The following is an 18,735-nucleotide window of genomic DNA, read 5'->3' as shown; positions in this document are numbered from 1 at the left end:
TCAGAGCTTATATTTGGCGCGGATGTAGCCGACGTATTCTTTGACGAGCTCGCGCTCCATGTCGTCGGCGTAGCGGAACTGCAGGCCGCAGACGTTGCGGTACAGGCTGCCCTTGGGCGCGCGGCGTACCCAGCACACGATGCCCAGCTGCTCGGGCAGCTCGTGGCGCTCGCCCTGCAGGCGGATCGTGGGCATTTGCACGGCCAGGGCCTCGCCCACATCGGGATAATCGTTGAGGTAGACGGCCAGGCCGCCGGCCGAGACGTCGATGGTCATGGCGTCCTCGGGCTCGGGGGTCGGCGCGTTGTCGCGCTGGTAGGTCAGGCGCATGGCGACCTTAAAACGCTCGTCGCGGCGCTTGACAAAGGTGCGCTGCTCGGCGACTTTGCGCATTTTCCAGTAGGTGCGGATGCCCTTTTTCTCGACCGACTCGGGGTAGCCGGCGAGCACGAACGTCTCCTCGCCCACTTTGTATTGCAGCAGCAGCTTTTGGTTTTCGTCCATGATGAGCGGCTTGCCGGCGAGCATGGGCGCGCTCATAAGAAAGTACGCGTCGTCCAGGTTCTCTTTGTACGTGGCGAGCATGTTGAAGTCGGTTTTTTGGCCCATGGGCACGTCGAATGCCACCTGAAGCTTGGTCCCCGGCGTTATCTGTTGCTCTGCCATGTTGTCTCCCCCAGTCGCGGGCGCCGATATCATCGTCGTGCGCGATGCACATTGGGCTATTGTACCTGCTTTGCCGCAGGTTTCGGTGGGCAGTACGCGAAATGGCGGGATGCAGGGCGCGGGTGAACGTGCAGCTGCTCCGCGCGCGGCATCAATCTAACAGCGATGCATGTCCCCGACAGGCCGTCTGTCTATCTCTCAGCCATCTCTCATTTATCTCTCAGCTTAGAGATGAGTGAGAGATGAGAGACAAAAATGCCGTTATCGGTTCAAGCAAATCACGTTCGCGCAGGTAAACTCATGTATACCGGAACTTTGACTCGATCCCCTAGCCACCTTGCAGCATTGTTATCTCTCATATTTATCTCTCGTCTTTCTGTTATCTCTCGTATTAGTGACGAATGAGAGATGAGAGATGCGTGAGTGATGGACGAGTGTGATTTTTTGGACGGTCGGAAAATCCCTCAAATAAAAAACGGGGCCGGCCTTACGCCGAGCCCCGTTTTCAAACGGTCAGTTAGTTATCCAACGCGCGAGCATAGCAGTCAACATTACGCCGCCGCGAACACTCCCAAGCCCGTTCCGATGATGCAGATTGCGAAGATGCCCAAGATGATCCAAATGGTCTTGACGCCCTTTTTATAGAGGGCAACGCAAGCGAACGTTGCCAGCAAGGGCAGCAGACCGGGGAAGATCGAATCGAACAGATCCTGCAGGACAATCTCCGAACCACCCACGTCAAAGGTCAAAGCCGTGGACAGCGAGACCTGTGCCGCAATCATGGCGCCGATAACGGTCATTCCGAGAACACCGGCAGCATGCGTCATGCGAGACATAAGGTTGCTCTCTTCGGACTGCTGCAAAAACTTGGTTCCCAAGTCGTAACCCAGATGGGCGGCGACGATACGCGTTGCAAAGTTAATCACGGAGTAGATGAGCGCGTACACGATGGGGCCGAGCGGGTTGCCCGTCGAAGCGATGCCAATACCAATGCCGGCGGCAACCACGCGGAACGTACCCCAGTAGAACGAATCGCCGATGCCGGAAAGCGGTCCCATAAGGCCGACCTTCATGGCGTTAATCGAGGACGTGTCGAAGTTCTTATCGGCAGCCGCCTGCTCTTCCATCGAAACCGTTAGGCCGGCTACAAACGGAAGCACATGAGGCGTGATGTTAAAGAACTCGGTATGGCGATCGAGCGCCGCATAGTAATCGTCGTCGTTGGGATAGATCTTTCGCAGGGGCTTCTGAATGGTGTACATGAAGCCCATTGCCATCATCTTGTCGTACGACTGCGAGCACTGGCTCGTAAACTGGCGAAGGAACATGCTCCGATACATATCGGGAGTCATAATCGCGTCCTTCTTGGCCTCTTTGAGGTCGGTGTTCTGGATAGCCATTAGAAGTCCTCCTCTTCATCTGCAGCAACCGTCTGCGGACCGGACGAGCCCTCGCGGAAGGCCAGGAGCAGCGCGACGCAAATGGCAGCTGCGGCGACGCCGACCACGTCCATCTTGAGGTAGATGACCATAATGAAGCCCAGGAACAGCCAGGGAAGGAGCTTGTTATCGCCCATGGTCCTGATAAGAAGAGCGAAGCCGATGCAGACCATGACGCCGGACGCAACGTTGAGGCCGTCCATCACAAACTGCGGAATCGCGTTGAGCGCATTGTTGATAAGGTCGGCACCAAAGAACAGCGAGCCAAACACCAGCAGTGCAGACGGAATGCCAATCGACAGCGGCACGATGGTCAGATGGTACAGATTCGCCTTGGCAAGATCGCGATTTGCCAGAGCGGTCTCAATCTTCTTGCAGGCAAAGGCACCCGGAACGGCGTAGCAGAAGTTGCGCCACACCTGAAGGAAGACGGAGACGGGAAGGGCGAGCGCGACGGCAGTTGCCGTGCCCGTACCCGTAATGACGGCAAACGCGCAGCCAAGCACGCCGGAGGCATAGACCTCGGGAGGAACCGCCGCGCCGACCATGATGGCGCCCATGAACATGGACTCCAAAGCAGCGCCGACGATAACGCCCTGCTGGACATCGCCAAGGATCAAGCCGACAAACAGGCTCGTAAACAGCGGACGACCAAGCATCGTAATGCCAAATAATTGCTCGTCCATGGACGCAATAAATGCGACCAGTGCAACTAGAAGATACTGGACAACCATTTCGATCAACCCCAGAAACAGGTCTGCAGGCGAGGCATTCTGCGCAGCTCGCCTGCAGACAACCGCAGCAATTTGAGAGGATTAGTAGTTCATCTGGTGATAGTAACGACGCGTGGTGAGCGGGTGGTTACGGACGTGCTCGAGATGGCAGCTCAGACGCTCGGTGATGGTGTAGGTGACCATCGGGGAGACGATCTTGCGGAACTCGGGGTCGCTGAACGGCAGCTCGACCTCGGCGGTGTCAAACTTGTTCACGCGGACGTTGACGCCCTTCTCGTCGGCGAGCATGTGAGTGAAGTTGTCCACGCGGTCCATGAGCTTACGGGTGTCGTCCTCGCCGTAGAGCATGATGAGGCTCGTGCCTTCCTCGCACAGCTCGATGGTGCCGTGGAAGAACTCGGCGGCGTGGATGGACTTGGTCTTGATCCACTGCATCTCCTCGAGGATGCACATGGCGTAGTCGTAGGCCTCACCCCAGAGCATGCCGGAGCCAATCACCATGTGGTAATCGGTGTCCTTGAAGTCCTCGGCCATGGCGGCGCAGCGCTCGTCCTGAGCGTCCTTGGCCTTGATGAGGTACGGAGCGATGTTGCCGAACTCTTCCATGAAGGTGTCGTACTTGGGGAAGGCGCCGGCGTTCTTGAGGAAGCGGGCGACCAGCGTGATCTGGTAGGTGTAGATGGCCTCGCACAGAACGTCGTCCTCGGCGAAGCTGAAGAACTTGTAATCGGCGTACTCGGTGGCCGGGGTGTTGTCGTTGGAGACATACATCAGCGTGCGGGCGCCCTGCTCCTGGCAGAACTTGGCAGCCTCAATGATCTCGGGGGTGGTGCCGGTACGGGTGGAGAAGACGCAGACAGAATCCTTGTTGAAGGTCTTGGGCGGGCAGGCGAGGAACTCTGCGGCGATCTCGCAGTGGACATCGACGTCGGCCGTGGTGGTCTCGACCCAATACTTCATCGGGAGCGTGTGGGCCCAGGTGCCGCCGCAGCCGATGAAGAAGATGTTGGAATAACCCTGCTCGCAGACCTCGTCCACGGCAGCCTCAATCTGAGGACGGAGAGCGAGGGCATCGCTCACAACCTTCTCGTAACGAGGCTCATCGAAATTGAACATCCCTTACTCCTAACTCACTTGGATGAACCCTTCATTCATCCCATGACGTTATAATACTTTATATAACTAACTATGCAAGAACTATTTCAGATTTTTTTGATTTTTCTTTAATAAAAAGCCCGCCGATCAAATGATCGACGGGCATAGGCATAGAGCATTGGTTCAATAAATGCCGAGCATCAACGTGTTTCCGGCTAGAAAACGTCCTTGGCAAACACCTTAGCGTCATTGGGGACCTGACGGATTTCGATGGCCACGCCATCGCCCAGGAGCTCTTGGATATGCTCGGCATCTTTCTCGGTCGCAAAGATCGCAGGGGTCGGATGAAGCGTGGTCTCAGGGGTCTTTCGGGTTCCGCCCAGATTGATCTCTTTGATGTCTTTGCAACCCTTAGCGAGACGATAGACATCTTCAATCGTCTCAGTGATGATAAACAGCGAATACTTGTCGGTAACGCCGCTGTTGAGCGCCTCGATAGCAGCGTCAACATCCTTGATGACGAGTTTAACGCCGTTGGGGCGGGCGAGCCTCAAGGCCGCCTTCCTCATGTCGTCTTTTGCCACAGCATCGCTGGCAAGCAAGATGCAATCTACATCCAAAGCGTGAGTCCAGGACATGGCAACTTGGCCGTGAATCAGTCGGTAATCAACTCTCGTAAGCTTAATCATCGTTATCATCTCCGCACGTGATAAAGGGAATGACAGGTGTGGCCCCTAGCTAGGGCTCGAACCAGAACTAACTAGAACTCTTCTTCCTCGGCGCCGGCAAGCATGTCCGCCGCCTCGCAAAGCTGAATAAACGAACGCGATCCCTCGACCGCGGCTTTGGCCTTGTCCGCATCCAGGGAGTCCAGCTGTGTAACCATTTCCACCAGCAGCGGCAAGTTCATTCCAGCGATTAACGTAAACGATCCGTCGGTCTGCCTCTGAATGAATTCGTTGTTTACAGAGCCGCCAAAGATGTCAGTCACGACAAACCAAGAGTCGGCAGGGTCCCTCGTCTCCATCCATGCATCAATCAACGCCGCGACGTCCCTTGAATCGTCATCGACATAGGCGCACAGGCACTCGATTCGGTCGTTGGTGCCCATCAGAATCTCCAGAGAGCTTTTCATGCCTTGGGCGAGATAACCATGACTCGCTAGCAATATCTTATTCATAGTTCTCCAATACCAATAGGACGTACTATATTGTCATAACAAAGTATATTAGCAATCTACCCTACGTGGTGTGTCTATTTTCCAAATCCGCGAACGGTAACAATTGGTCGGTAAATCGACCAATCTATCGCTAATTTACAAATAGAACTTCAGTCGCTCGGTGCAGTACACCTGACGGGAGATAAAAAGCGGCTCGCCACTTGGGGCATAACGTCTATCGACAAACAGAAGCAGCGAAGAGTCCAGCTCCACGTTAAGGTATGCCGCCTCGAGCTCGCTCGCATAGCAGACCTCGAGCGTACGCGTGTTGGGACCCATCTTGATTCCCTGGCGATCGAGTACCGCCATCAGCGAATCGTCGAGGGACTCATGCTCCAAAAAAGAAAGCGCAGCGGAATAGCTATTGGTTTCCAGCATCGTGGGCTTGCCATCCACAAGGCGCAGACGACGGCTACGCAATACCTTTTGGGTATCGTCTACGCCCAGGAACTTCGCGTCTCGCAGACTTGGGAAGTCCCAGCCCATTTCGAGAACCCTGGTAGACGCCTGTTTGCCCGCAAGCTGGCACGAATGGGTAAAGCTCTCACGGTCGTCCGCGGCATACATCTGCGTGTCCGACGAAACGAACGTGCCCTTACCGCGGGCCCTCTCAACAAGCCCAGCATCTTCCATTTCTTTAATTGCGGAGCGAACCGTTATTCGGCTCACGCCAAATTGCTCGATAAGCTCCGCCTCGGTCGGAAGCTTATCTCCCGGGCGGTACGTGCCGTTGGCGATTGAATCAGAAAGCGCACGAACAATCTGTTTGTACAGGGGGATAACGCTATTTGCCTCAACCATATCAACCATACCTTTACAAGGAATCAGCAGCCTATAGATAAATGACTTATATTGTATTAGAACTTTTTAGCACTCCACGCCATTTCTTATAATGTTTTAGCAAACGAGGGGTTATTTTGCGTAAACGGTGTAGAGTCCATCCATTTCCGCATACAGCTTCAATCTGATGGCGGTATATGCATCCGATAAGCCGATTGATTTTTATCTTCTACCTGTCTCACATTCATCCCTCGTCGTAGAGATGAATGTGAGGTGAGAGATACGTACTTGACACGCGAGCGTGGATATTTGGACGGTTTTTGGGCTTTTGGCGGCCGATTTCGTCCGAAAATCCACGCTCATGCGGCAGACGTCCGAATTTCCACGCTCGTGTGCCAGAAAATCCACGCTCATCCCGCAGATTGGTCGAAGGCCCCATATGGGTATACTCTCGAGGATTCGACTCGATTCGCCCCCGTTGGGGCGTCAAAGGAGACTGCATATGTCCACTACCTCAACCGACCCGCGCGCCGCTGCTGCCGCGCTGCTGGTGCCCGGCACTACCTGCCACGGCTTTACCGTCGAGCGCTGCGAGACCGTGCCCGAGCTCGACTCGGACGCTTACGTACTGCGCCATACCACCTCGGGCGCGCGCCTGCTGTACCTAGCGTGCGACGACGAAAACAAGGCCTTTGCCATTGGCTTTAAGACGCCGCCGGCCGATTCCACCGGCGTGTTCCATATTCTTGAGCACTCGGTGCTGTGCGGATCGGCCAAGTTCCCCGTCAAGGAGCCGTTTGTCGACCTGATCAAGAGCTCCATGCAGACGTTCCTCAACGCCATGACCTACCCAGACAAAACCATCTACCCCGTCGCCACCACCAACGAGCAGGACCTGTACAACCTGATGGACGTGTACCTGGACGCGGTGTTCAACCCGGCCATCTATACCAAGCCCACCATTTTTGAGCAGGAGGGCTGGCACTACGAGCTGGACCTGCCGGAGGGCGCCGAGGGCGAGGGCGACGACAGCTCCGCGAGCCTGCGCGAGGGTACGCTGCGCTATAACGGCGTGGTGTTCAACGAGATGAAGGGCGCGCTGTCCGACCCCATGAGCGTGCTGGACGACGCCGTCAACGCCGCGCTCTATCCCGACACCGCCTATGCGCACGAGAGCGGCGGCGACCCGCGCGCGATTCCCGCGCTCACCTACGAGCAGTTCCTGGACACGCACGCGCGCCACTACAATCCTTCCAACTCTTATATAACGCTCTATGGCGACCTGGATGTGGACCGCGCACTGGCGTTTTTGGACGAGCGCTATCTGTCGCAGCCGAGTGCCGCGAGCCGCCGCATGGACTCGGCCGTTGCCGCCGGCGAGGACCCGTCCGCGCTGGCGCCCAATCCGCTGGACGTGCAGGCGCCTGTGACCTGCGAGTATAAGCGCGTCGAGATGGCCACCACGCCCGAGAACGCCCTGGTGGGCCTGGGCCTAGTACTGGGCAGCGCACTCGACCGCAAGCGCACGATCGCGGCGGATATCCTGTTCGAGGCGCTGCTGGGCTCCAACGAAGCGCCGGTTAAGAAGGCCATTCTGGCCGCCGGCCTGGGCGGCAACGTGGTGAGCTACACCGCGGCCGAGAGCCTGCAGCCCTACGAGCTCATCATGCTGCAAAACGCGCAGCCCGGCGTGGCGCGCGAGCTGCGCCGCGTGTTCCAGGACGCCTGCCGCGACCTGTGTGAGCGCGGCGTTCCGCGCGAGCGCCTGGAGGCCATCATCAGCAGCAACGAATACGACCTGCGCCAGCGCGACTACGGTATCGCCGACGGCGTGGCCATTGCGTGCGACGCGCTGAGCACCTGGCTCTACGATGACGACGCCGCGACGCTGGCGCTCAAGTATGGCCCGGTGTACGAGGAGCTGCGCGGCGAGCTGGAAGGCAGCTACTTTGAGGACCTGCTGCGCGAGCTGGTGCTGCAGAACGATCACATGGCACTGGTCGAGCTGGTGCCGGTGGACGCCGCCGAGGGCGCAGAGGGAGCCGAGGCCGCCGAGCTGGCAGCCAAGCGCGATGCCATGACCGATGCCGAGCTGGCCGACGTGGTCGAGCGCACGGCCGCGCTGCGTGCCGCGCAGGAGGCAGAAGACACGCCCGAGGCCAAGGCCACGCTGCCGCGCCTGCGCGTGTCCGACATTGGCGAGGCGCGCCCCGAGCCGCCGCTGGTCGTGGACACGACCGCGCCCATCGTCTGTCTGCGCCACGACATCCCTACCAACCGCCTGGCCTACGCCATGCAGTATTTCGACCTGAGCTGCGTCGCGTTTGAGGACCTGCCCTACGTGACGCTGCTCTGCCGCCTGCTTAAGCAGCTGCCCACGCGCGAGCACTCGGCCGAGGAACTCGACAACTTGCTCGCTGGCAAGCTGGGCTTTTTGAGCTTTACGACCGAAGTCATGACGCAGCCCGAAGTGGACGGCGTGCGCCCCTACCTGCTGGTGAGCGCCGGCGCCCTGTCCGAGAAGATCGATGCGCTGGCGAGTCTGCCGCGCGAGGTGTGGTCGAGCACGCTTTTGCTCGATGCCGACGCCGACCGCGTGCGCGACGTGCTCACGCAGATTCGCATTGGGCTTGAGCAGGGCTTTATCAACAACGGCCACTCGGCGGCGCTCGGTCGCGCGATGAGCTACAGCTCGCCTTCTGCCGTGGTGCGTGAACAGCTCTCGGGCGTAGACTTCTACCTGTTCCTGCGCGATCTGCTCGAACACTTTGACGAGCGTCTGGACGACCTGCGCGCCAAGCTTGCCGAGCTGGCAGGCCGCATCTTTGTGGCCGATGGCTGCATGGCGAGCTTTACCGGCAGCGATGAGGACTTTGACGCGTACTGGGATGCCGCGGGCAACCTGGGGCTTGGCGCGGGCGATGGTGCCGGCCGCGACGCGCTCGTGGTGCCGGCGCCGTGCGACCGCCACGAGGCTTTCGTGATCCCCAGCGACATCTGCTTTGCCGCGTGTGCGTGCGATCCGCGTCGCTTGGGGCTCGACGTGACAGGCGCTTGGGCCGTGGCTGCCAACGCGCTCTCCTACGACTACCTGTGGAACGAGATCCGCGTGAAGGGCGGTGCGTACGGCTGCGGATTCCGCGCAGCCGGCGAGCGCCAGACGGCGTTCTACACCTACCGCGACCCGGCGATCGATCCTTCGATTGAGCGCGTGGAGCGCGCGGGTGCATGGCTTGGCAGCTTTGAGCCCGACGAGGCCGCCTTTGAGGGCTTTATCGTGAGCTGCGTGAGCGGCATGGACGCGCCGGTGAAGCCGTACGCGCTCACCAAGCGCCGCAACACGACCTACCTGGCCGGGCTCGATCCGCACGCACGCGAGGAGCGCCGCGCCCAGATGCTCGCTGCCACGCCCGGTGAGCTTCGCTCGCTCGGCGCCGACGTGACGCGCATCGCAGCCGAGTCGCCCACCTGCGTCTTTGGCGGCCGCGACGTCATCGCCAAGAGCAACGCCGGCTTTAACGTCGTCGACCTGTTCGCTTAACGCACAAAGGTAGATTTTTAGGACATGCCTAAAAATCTACCTTTTTCTTTAACGGGCGGGGTGGAGCGAGCCGGCTTTGGCACGGGATGCACCGCACCGCCCGCCGATTTGTCTAAATCTGTAACAGTTGGGCAGGAATATGGGCTCAAAACGTTACAGATCGAGACAGTTCTGGATGACACCAGCCCTTTGTCTCGATCTGTAACATCTGAGCCCATTTTTGCCGAGTAACTGTTACAGATTTAGACAAACCACTACGGACGCTAGCCTCAGCCCAAACCACCACAAAGGTGCCTGTCCCCTTTGGGTGGTTTGCGAGTGGGCTGTTACTTGATGAACGGGTTCAGCCTTGCCGCCAGCGGATCGAGCTTGTACATGGTTGCAAAGCACTCACGACCATAATCGGAGTCATTGTTCCAGCTACCCTGGTCGACGTCGTACTCTGCATCCAGACGAATCCACTCCTCCGGCTTGTTCTTCTCGTGCTTGCTGCAGAAGTAGCGCTGGTACTCGACCTCGTGCTCAAACTCAAACTCGGCATCCGAACCGCGGCCGGCATACTCGTCGACCGACGTCAGGTTGCCGTGGTCGTCGTAGTAAAACTCCGCATAGCCGCCGCGCTCGGAATCGATCCTGTCGAGCTTTCCGTCGCTGTACGAATAATCCACCGCGGCATACGAGTTCAGCGAGCCGTAATCGTTGCCGTGCGAGTCATATGCCACAGGCGAGATACGCGAAATGTTGCCATCCTTGTCATACTCGTAGCCAGCGGTGATCGTCCACCTGGTGCCCACGGTGTCGCCCTGACAGTCCAGCGTAAAGGACGTCACGCGATCCTTGTCGTATCCGTACGAATACACGACCGTCCGAGGATTGCCCGGGCTGGTATCGGTGTCGGTCACCATGTTGCCGTCCTGGTAGACATACGTGCTCGCACTCTCGCCGTAACCCGCATGGGTCGTCTTGTTGATCAGGTTTCCGTCCGCGTCGTAGGTAAACGTCGTGGTGCTCGACGAATCGCTAATGTCGGCATCGCAGTCGATGCGCGTGACGTTACCGTCAGCGTCGTACGTAAACGTGTTGACGTTCTCGTAACCGCCCGCCAGATCTTCCTCAATCTCAGAGATACGATGCGACTCATCGTGCTCGACGCTGTAGCTTACGCCGCCACCTTGCTTGACGGCAGACGTGAAGCCCGTGACGTAACCGTTCTCGTCACGCTCGATCTCGTAGATATCGCCGTACGCATCGCTCTTATCGGTGCCTTCATAGGACATCGGCAGCCACAGCTCGTCAAGCTGTGTGTCCTTAATGCCGGTAATCTTCGTATCCTGCGGCAGCGCCAACGTGGCGAGCTTCTTTTTGCCCGAAAAATCGATGCTTTTAAGGTTTTCGGCATTTTTGAGGTCGAGCTTCTCGATGTCGTCGCAACCGTCCAGATTAACGACGGTGACATTACTCGCCGAGTTAAGCTCGACGGTCTTAAGGTCGCCGCAGCCCGAAAGATCCAGGTTGACGAGTTTGTCCCCGCCATTTTCCACACTGGTAACGTTGGGGAACACCTTGCCCAGGCCCTGCGTCGACGTGATGTCGTCCAGCTCGACCGACGTCACCGCCTTGGCCTCGTCGCGTGAGATGCGGCCGTCACCGTTAGTGTCGTACTTGGTCGAGACAAGCGCACGCATGCCGCTGTCCGGGAAGGTTTTCTCGTCAATTGGGGTGGTCGCGATCTGGGTGAAGTAGAACAGCGCGCCACCGCCGACACCCGCCGCCACGGCAAGCACCGCGGCAAGGGCGATGAGGGGCTTCTTGGAACGCTTGCGCCGCGCGGGCTGCTGCACGGGCACGTATTGCTGGGGAGCGGGCGCGGCAGGCTGGGGTTGCTGCGTGGCCGCGACCTGGTCGGGTGCTACGGGCGCGCCGCAGACGGGGCAAAAGAGGGCGTCGTCGACAAGCGGCGTGCCACACGAGCGACAAAACATGGCGGGTTCCTTTCGGTTCATTCCTTCCACCCTGAAGGTAAACCCAAAAATGCAGCCCTTGTTGCGCAACAAAGCCAAGCGGGAGCCAAACCGCCACAAAGGGGACAGGCACCTTTGTGGCGGTTTGGGGTGAATCCGTCGCGTTTGCCCAGATAAAACCTGCCAAAATAAACCTGTCCCTTTTTGGAAGGTTTGGGAGATGAGACTGGGATGGATAAGGCTGAGTTGCGGCGGGCGGTGATTGCCCGGCGCAACGCTATTGATTTGGATGTTCGGGCGGCGAAGTCTGCTGTTGTATGCGCGCGGCTTGTTGAGCTGCTGGATCGCTTGGGTGCCGCGGCACCGCACACCGTTGCCGTCTATGCCGCGATGGGTTCCGAGGTCGACCCAGCCGCGTTTGCCGCTGCGGCCGCCAAACGCGACTGGCGCGTGGCCTATCCGTGCATGTTCTCGGCAAGCGACCCCGCCGCACGCGGCCAGCGCATGTGCATGCGGGCAGTCTCTGCCGGCGATGTATCCACGGCTCCGTTTATCGCTCATCCCACGCGGGCCTTCGCAGCCACGGACGTCGACAGCGACCGCTTCCCCATTGTGCCTGCCGCCGAGCTCGACATGGCTGTCGTGCCGCTCGTGGCCTTCGACCGCACTGGCGCGCGCCTGGGCTACGGCGGAGGCTGCTACGACCGCTACATACCCATGCTCTCGCCCGCATGCCAAATCGTCGGCATCGCCTTTGACGAACAGCGCGTCGACCACGTTCCCACCGACGCCCCCGACCTGCCGCTGCCCAACATCGTCAGCGCCTAAATGCCGTTGTATCGCACCCGCAAGATGAGCGTGGAAAATTTCCCGTTTTGGGTCTGTTCGGGGGCAAAAAACGGGAGATTATCCACGCTCATTATTCAAACGTCCGATAATCCACGCTCGTGTGTCCGAAAATCCACGCTCGTCACGCCGCGAGCACAGCCACGGCCGTAGCCTAGTGCTCCTCGCCGGCGCGGGCTAGGTCGTAGGGCGTGGTCTGGTAGACATAGTAGTTGAGCCAGTTGGTGTAGAACAGCTGAGCCTGGCTGCGCCAGACGTTGCGCGGCTCGGCAGCGGGATCGTCGCCCGGGAAGTAATGCGCCGGCACCTGAGGGTTGAGCCCGCGCTTCACGTCGCGCTCGTACTCCAGGCGCAGCGTGTCGGTATCGTACTCGGGATGGCCAAAGACAAAGAAGCGACGACTGTCCGTCGACTTGACAATGTACAGCCCCACCTCGTCAGACACGGCCACGACCTCAAGCTGCGGCTCGGCCTCCACGTCCTCGCGGCGCACATCGGTGTTGCGCGAATGCACGGCATAGAAGCGGTCGTCGAAGCCGCGGACCAGCGGGCTTTGCGGCTTCACCAAATAATGCTCGAAAACGCCACTTGCCTTGGCCGGTAGATCGTACTTCTGAATGCCGTAATGATGGTAGAGCCCCGCCTGCGCGCCCCAGCAAATGTGCAGCGTAGAGTGTACGTGCGTGGTGGACCAATCCATGATCTGGCAGAGCTCGGGCCAGTAGTCGACTTCCTCGAACGGCATCTGCTCCACGGGCGCGCCCGTGATGATCAGGCCGTCGTAGTGGATGTCGCGGATATCGTCGAACGTGCGGTAGAACGTCTCCAGATGACCGGCGCTTACGTGCGTGGCCTCATGCGTCTTGGTGCGCAGCAGATCTACCTCCACCTGCAGCGGTGTGTTGGAGAGCTTGCGCATGATCTGCGTCTCGGTGGCGATCTTGGTGGGCATGAGGTTGAGGATGAGCACGCGCAGCGGACGGATGTCCTGGTGCAGCGCGCGGTACTCGGTCATGACAAAGATGTTCTCGCTCTCGAGCTGCGCGGCAGCAGGGAGGGCGTCGGGGATGCGAATGGGCATGGATGCTCCTTACGAGTCAGTTGCAGTTATGGTACAACGAGCGGCCCCATCCGCGCGAGTACATCGCTCCGAGACACCGCCAGCGGCCCAAATCACTCCAAAAGTAGAGATTAAGGCATGTCCCAAAAATCTGCGGCGCTTTAGCCTAGCAAAGTGACAGCAGGACGCTACAATGGTTCGACGCGAAAAACTCGGCCGAAAGGATGCATATATGTACCAGACGCGTAAGATCGGTGTGGTCGGCCAGGGCCACGTAGGAGCACATGTTGCCAACAGTCTGCTCATGCAGGGCATTGCCGATGAGCTGTACCTGTGCGATATCAACGAGGCCAAGGTGACGTCCGAGGTCCAGGACCTGCGCGACTCCCTTTCGTTTGTCCCGTACAACACCAAGATCGTCAACTGCTACGACCACTACGAGGAGCTTGCCTGCTGCGACGTCATCGTCAACGCCGCCGGCAAGGTCGCGCTGGCCGCCGGCAACCGCGACGGCGAGCTGTTCTTTACCACCGACGCCGCCCGCACCTTTGCCAAGCGCATCGTCGACGCCGGCTTTGACGGCATCTTCGTGAGCATCTCCAACCCCTGCGACGTCGTGTGCACCGAGCTGTGGCACCTGACCGGCTACGATCCCAAGAAGATCATCGGCTCGGGCTGCGGCCTGGACTCCGCCCGCCTGCGCACCGAGATCTCCAAGAAGGTCGGCGTGAGCCCCAAGTCCATCGACGCCTACATGATCGGCGAGCACGGCTTTAGCCAGCTGGCCGCCTTTAAGGCCGCAACCATCGCCGGCAAGAGACTCAACGAGCTTCAGGCCGAGAACCCCGACAAGTATGCCTTCGACCACATGGAGATCGAGGAGCTCGCACGCAAGGGCGGCTATGTAACCTACCAGGGCAAGCAGTGCACCGAGTACGCCGTTGCCAACTCCGCCGCGCGCGTCTGCGCCGCCGTGCTGCACAACGAGCACGCCGTGCTTTCGGCATCCACGCTCATGACCGGCCAGTATGGCGAGGAGGGTATCTTTACCTCCCTGCCGTGCGTGATCGGTGCCGAGGGCGTCGAGGAGGTCTACACGCTCGACCTGTCCGAGCACGAGCTCGAGGGCTTCCACAAGAGCTGCCAGCACATCCGCGACAACATCGCCCAGCTCGACTGGTGGGACGCCGAGGCCTACGACGCGAAGTAGTCCGCCGCTTGACGCGACACCTCGCTCATACGGACGCCATGCAAAGCGGGCCGCGCCGGAAATCCCCGGCGCGGCCCGCTTTTTACGCACGCTATTCGCTTGCGAATCGAAGGTGGATACTTTTTTCCCGGTACCTAGTACTGCTCGATGCCCATGTAGCGACGAACCTCGGGGCTGTGGTCGAACACCTTGCCGCGTGCGGCGCGCAGCTCGCAGCTCATGTTGTAGAAGAAGATTGGCTCCAGGAACGAACGCACGCTGGCAGGCACTTCGCCCACGCCGTACTCAAGCGCGTCGAGCACCATAATCGTATCGGTGTGCGTGTTGAGGAACGCGAGCGCACGCTCCTCCATGGGGCGGCACTCGCCCGCGCCAAGCTGCACAAAGTAGAACACGCCGGGCTCGGTGGCTTCGAACGGGCCGTGGAAATACTCGCCAGAGTGGATGTAGCAGCAGTGCTGCCACTGCATCTCCATGAGCGAGCAGATGGCCATGGCGTAGGTCTGGCTAAAGTTAGGGCCGGATCCCAGGATATAGAAGAACTTGTGCTGCTGGCAGAGTTCAGCAAAGCGATCGCCCAGCTCGGCGTTGACCTTCTCGCGGGCAGCGGGCAGTAGGGCATCCATCTGCTTAAGGCCGGCGTACATGTCGGCAAGCGCCTCGTAACCTTCCTGCTGGTCGAGCAGCTCGGCAGCAATCAGGGCGCCGATGCCCTGCGGGACCTCGGCCTGCGGCACGCCTTCGCCCCACGGATAGACCCAGGTGGTCCACTTGCCGTTATCGATCTTTGAGCCCTCGCAGTCGGTCATGGCAACAACCTCGGCACCGGCAGCCAGCGCCATCTCGCAGCCGTCAACGACCTCTTGCGTGTTGCCGCTGTGGCTGCAGGCAATAACGAGCGACTTCTCGCCAAGGCTCTTAGGAGCCATCAGGCAAAACTCGCGTGCCGTGTAGACCGTCGAGGTAAACGTGGTGGCCTCGCGCTTGAGCAGCTCGTTGGCCGGCATCAGGTCGATCATCGAACCGCCACAAGCGATCCAAAAGACATTCTCGATCTTACCCTTGCGCTCGATGATTTCCTGAACCAGATCATGTGCGTTCATGCTGATGCTCCTTCTTGTGTGGCGGTTTTGAACGACTACAGCTCGTACCTGCGGTCGTTCTATATTGTCCTATTTATAGCACGCACGACGACGCCCGTGAAGTCATTTCACCAAACTTGTTCTATATTGTTCTATCTGTGGACGTTAGATGTCGAACACGTAGCGCGAGCCCACGATCTTTTGGCGGCCGAGCAGTAGAGGGCGCCCGCCGGCGTCGGTAAAGTAGGCCTCCATATAGAAGAGCGGCTCGCCGACCGGCACCTCCAGCAGCGGGGCCGTCTGAGCATCGGCAAGCGCAATCTCCACGGTGCAGGGGTCGGACTTGAGCGGCGCGCGACCCGAATGCTCGGCAACGAGCGCAAAGATGGAATTGTCCGTGAGGTCCTTATCGGCAAGTGTCTGCAGATAGGGATGGTCAGCCAGCACAAAGGCGTTGTTCTCGAGCATGACGGGGATGCCGTCGGCCGTGCGCACGCGCTCGACAACGATGAGCTCGCAGCCGGGTTCCACACCAAAAAACGCCGCGTCCTCACGCGTCGCCGCAACCACCGTGCGCGACACCAGGCGTGCTCCGGCCACCATGTCGTTGGCGGCGCAACCCTCGGAAAAGCTCTGAACGTCACCCTTCTGGACAATCTTGCGCTTGAGCTTGGGCGCGCACACAAACGTGCCCCTCCCCTGCTGGCGGTTGAGATACCCCGCGCGCGACAGCTCCTCGATGGCGCGGCGCACGGTGATGCGTCCCACGCCGTAGGACTTCGCGAGCTCCATCTCGGAAGGAATGCGCGAGCCGGATGCGTACACGCCGCGCGCGATCTCGCCCTTTAGGTCGTCCATAACCTGCTGGTACAGCGGCACGGCGGGCACCTCGGCGCGCTCGGAACGTTCGGTCTTGCTATCGGCTGCCATCATTACGCTCCCTCCCGCGCATGCTCGGACTCAAATTCTTCAATCGCCGCCATAAACTGCTCGCCAAAGGCGTCGGCTTTTTTCTCGCCAATGCCGTTGACCTGGATCAGCTCCTCGCGCGTCTGTGGACGCAGGCGGCACAGGCCGCGCAGGGCCTTGTCGGAAAAGACCATATACGGTGCCATCTCCAGCTCCGTCGAGATCTCCTTGCGGAGGGCACGCAGGCACTCGAACAGCTCGGCATCGTCGCCCACGCGCGGGCGCTGATCCAGCTCGGCCTCCTCGCGCAGCAGATCCACCGCACGGCGGGCGCGGGTCGAGGCCTTGCGCTTGGACGCGCGGCGCTTAACGGTAAAGGCAAACGTCTCGTCCTCGACCTCGCCAGCGCGCGGGCCAAGCCCCACGACCGGGTACTGCCCCTGCGAGGTGGCCAAATAACCGCGGCCGCACAGCTGGCCGATGATGTCCTTGATACGCCCGACCGATTCGCTCGACAGCTCACCGTAGCCGCGGTCCTCGTCCAGATGCATCTGGCGAATGCGCTCGGTGTTGCCGCCGTGGAGCACGTCGGCAATGAGCGACTTGCCAAAGCGCATGGGACGCGTGGCCACATAGCGCACGGTGGCGCGGGCCATATCGGTGACGTCCTCGACCTCGAACTGCGTGAGGCAATTGCTGCAGTTGCCGCAGCCCTCGGCGTCGTCTGCGGTGCCGCCCGCAGCAGCCGCAACCGCATGCTCGGCCGCGGCTTCGTCGCCAAAGTAGCGCAGCATGTATTCGCGCAGGCAGCCGGTGGTATTGCAGTAGCCCTCCATCTGGCTGAGCAGGCGATAACGGTTCTGGAGCGCCCACGCGCGCTGCTCGTCGTCAAGCGCCTCGTCGGCCGCATCGCCGCGGTCGATCAAAAAGCGACGCATGCGAAAATCGTTACCGTTCCACAGCAAGTGACAGCTGGCCGGATCGCCATCGCGGCCAGCGCGGCCCGCCTCTTGGTAGTACGCTTCAATGCTCTCGGGCACGTTGTTGTGAATCACATGGCGCACGTTGGGCTTGTCGATGCCCATGCCAAAGGCGTTGGTGGCAACCATCACCTGAATGTCGTCGTCGATAAAGGCACGCTGGCTCTGGCGGCGGGCGTCGTTGCCCATGCCGGCATGGTAGCGGCCAACGCGAATGCCGCTGGGGCCCAGTGCCTCGGCAAGCTCCGCGACCAGCGCGTCGACCGTCTTGCGGGTCGAGCAATACACGATGCCGCTCTCGCTCGAATGCGCGATCACATAGTCGCGCACCCACGCGGTCTTGGCCTTGTCGCCCATCTCTTCGCAACCAAAGTAGAGGTTCTTGCGATCGAAGCCCGTCACCACGGTCGCCGGGTTTTGCAGGCCGAGCATTTGCTGGATATCGGCGCGTACACGCTCGGTCGCCGTGGCGGTAAAGGCCGCCACGATGGGGCGCCGCGGCAGCGAATCGATAAACTCACGAATCTGCAGGTAGGCGGGACGAAAATCCTGGCCCCACTGGCTCACGCAGTGGGCCTCGTCAATGGCCACGAGCGGCACGCCAATGCCACCGTCCGCCGCGGCTTCCTGCGCAAAGGCTAAAAAGCGCGGCTCGAGCAGACGCTCGGGTGCCACGTACATAAGCTGATAGCGGCCCTCGCGCGCCCGCTTGAGCACGGTATTTTGCTGAGCCGGCGTAAGGCTGGAGTTGAGATAGCTGGGTCGCGCACCCGCCGCGAGCAGCGCGCGGGTCTGGTCCTCCATAAGCGACAGCAACGGGCTCACCACAAAGGTGATACCAGGCAGCATGAGCGCAGGCACCTGGTAGCAAATGGACTTGCCGGCGCCCGTGGGCATAACACCCAGCGCATCGCGACCGGCAAGAATCGCATCGACCATGCGGTCCTGTCCCGGGCGAAACGAGGTGTAGCCAAAATAGGCGCCGAGCGTGTCGAGCGCCATCTGCTGCATGCTATCGGTCATGATTTCCTAACGTCCAAGTCATCTGCCGCCGATTATACGCCGCCACGCGGACCGGTGCCGCACGGCTATCAGCCACGCTCATTCTGCGGGTAGTCATTGGGTGTTCCTATAGTTTTGTCAACCGTCGGGGCTACTCCCGGTAAGGCACCCGGTCGCGCATCACGGCGTATATCGCCCTGAGCCGCTTCCT

General features: G+C 60.1%; 15 protein-coding genes. 3 read left to right on the top strand and 12 right to left on the bottom strand.

The annotated features are described in order from the left end of the window. The 7 genes from DW180_RS08050 to DW180_RS08020 form a co-directional block, all read right to left on the bottom strand. Entirely contained in the window at nucleotides 1–666 is a 666-nt protein-coding gene (locus tag DW180_RS08050; RefSeq protein ID WP_158570967.1) for a PilZ domain-containing protein, read from the bottom strand. A 551-nt stretch (nucleotides 667–1,217) separates the two neighbouring features. After that, nucleotides 1,218–2,066: a PTS system mannose/fructose/sorbose family transporter subunit IID gene (locus DW180_RS08045; protein WP_192924133.1), complete on the bottom strand. Its 849-nt coding sequence runs from the start codon at nucleotides 2,064–2,066 to the stop codon at nucleotides 1,218–1,220. After that, on the bottom strand, nucleotides 2,066–2,839 hold the full coding sequence (locus tag DW180_RS08040; RefSeq protein WP_117563725.1) for a PTS sugar transporter subunit IIC: 774 nt from the start codon (nucleotides 2,837–2,839) through the stop codon (nucleotides 2,066–2,068). Before DW180_RS08040 ends, DW180_RS08045 begins: the two co-directional genes overlap by 1 nt. Nucleotides 2,840–2,920: 81 nt before the next feature. After that, nucleotides 2,921–3,955: an SIS domain-containing protein gene (locus DW180_RS08035; protein WP_117640663.1), complete on the bottom strand. Its 1,035-nt coding sequence runs from the start codon at nucleotides 3,953–3,955 to the stop codon at nucleotides 2,921–2,923. A 194-nt stretch (nucleotides 3,956–4,149) separates the two neighbouring features. Further along, a complete protein-coding gene (locus DW180_RS08030) occupies nucleotides 4,150–4,623 on the bottom strand; it encodes a PTS sugar transporter subunit IIB (RefSeq protein ID WP_117634363.1) in 474 nt (157 codons plus the stop codon). A 71-nt stretch (nucleotides 4,624–4,694) separates the two neighbouring features. Next, a complete protein-coding gene (locus DW180_RS08025; RefSeq protein ID WP_117629024.1) occupies nucleotides 4,695–5,114 on the bottom strand; it encodes a PTS sugar transporter subunit IIA in 420 nt (139 codons plus the stop codon). A gap of 135 nt (nucleotides 5,115–5,249) precedes the next feature. After that, nucleotides 5,250–5,954 carry a GntR family transcriptional regulator gene (locus tag DW180_RS08020; protein WP_117563729.1) on the bottom strand — a complete coding sequence of 235 codons (705 nt, stop codon included), beginning with the start codon at nucleotides 5,952–5,954 and terminating at the stop codon, nucleotides 5,250–5,252. A 481-nt stretch (nucleotides 5,955–6,435) separates the two neighbouring features. On the opposite strand from DW180_RS08020, the gene DW180_RS08015 reads away from it, so the two are divergent. After that, nucleotides 6,436–9,474 (top strand): insulinase family protein, encoded by a 3,039-nt coding sequence (locus DW180_RS08015; RefSeq protein ID WP_118238347.1) that lies wholly within the window; start codon nucleotides 6,436–6,438, stop codon nucleotides 9,472–9,474. A 326-nt stretch (nucleotides 9,475–9,800) separates the two neighbouring features. Here DW180_RS08015 and DW180_RS08010 read toward each other — a convergent pair whose 3' ends face one another. Next, a complete protein-coding gene (locus DW180_RS08010) occupies nucleotides 9,801–11,456 on the bottom strand; it encodes a zinc-ribbon domain-containing protein (protein ID WP_158570966.1) in 1,656 nt (551 codons plus the stop codon). A gap of 210 nt (nucleotides 11,457–11,666) precedes the next feature. Here DW180_RS08010 and DW180_RS08005 point away from each other — a divergent pair, with 210 nt between their 5' ends. Then, a complete protein-coding gene (locus tag DW180_RS08005) occupies nucleotides 11,667–12,263 on the top strand; it encodes a 5-formyltetrahydrofolate cyclo-ligase (protein WP_118238346.1) in 597 nt (198 codons plus the stop codon). 172 nt (nucleotides 12,264–12,435) lie between these two features. Here DW180_RS08005 and metA read toward each other — a convergent pair whose 3' ends face one another. Beyond that, complete coding sequence (gene metA, locus DW180_RS08000; RefSeq protein WP_118206081.1) at nucleotides 12,436–13,362, bottom strand: homoserine O-succinyltransferase; 927 nt, start codon at nucleotides 13,360–13,362, stop codon at nucleotides 12,436–12,438. Nucleotides 13,363–13,573: 211 nt separating this feature from the next. On the opposite strand from metA, the gene DW180_RS07995 reads away from it, so the two are divergent. Continuing rightward, the gene (locus DW180_RS07995; RefSeq protein ID WP_118238345.1) at nucleotides 13,574–14,551 is read left to right on the top strand and encodes an L-lactate dehydrogenase; all 978 of its coding nucleotides are present in this window, start codon (nucleotides 13,574–13,576) and stop codon (nucleotides 14,549–14,551) included. A gap of 134 nt (nucleotides 14,552–14,685) precedes the next feature. On the opposite strand, the gene DW180_RS07990 is transcribed toward DW180_RS07995, so the two are convergent. The 3 genes from DW180_RS07990 to DW180_RS07980 form a co-directional block, all read right to left on the bottom strand. Then, a complete protein-coding gene (locus DW180_RS07990; RefSeq protein WP_118238344.1) occupies nucleotides 14,686–15,654 on the bottom strand; it encodes an SIS domain-containing protein in 969 nt (322 codons plus the stop codon). 144 nt (nucleotides 15,655–15,798) lie between these two features. Beyond that, nucleotides 15,799–16,566 carry a GntR family transcriptional regulator gene (locus DW180_RS07985; RefSeq protein ID WP_233545229.1) on the bottom strand — a complete coding sequence of 256 codons (768 nt, stop codon included), beginning with the start codon at nucleotides 16,564–16,566 and terminating at the stop codon, nucleotides 15,799–15,801. Continuing rightward, nucleotides 16,566–18,545: a RecQ family ATP-dependent DNA helicase gene (locus DW180_RS07980; RefSeq protein ID WP_118238343.1), complete on the bottom strand. Its 1,980-nt coding sequence runs from the start codon at nucleotides 18,543–18,545 to the stop codon at nucleotides 16,566–16,568. Before DW180_RS07980 ends, DW180_RS07985 begins: the two co-directional genes overlap by 1 nt. Nucleotides 18,546–18,735: the final 190 nt, after the last annotated feature.

The sequence above is a fragment of the Collinsella sp. AM16-21 genome (assembly GCF_003471905.1).
GTDB lineage: Bacteria > Actinomycetota > Coriobacteriia > Coriobacteriales > Coriobacteriaceae > Collinsella.
Note: the sequence above shows the minus strand (reverse complement) of the source record. Positions and strands in the feature narration are given on the sequence as shown.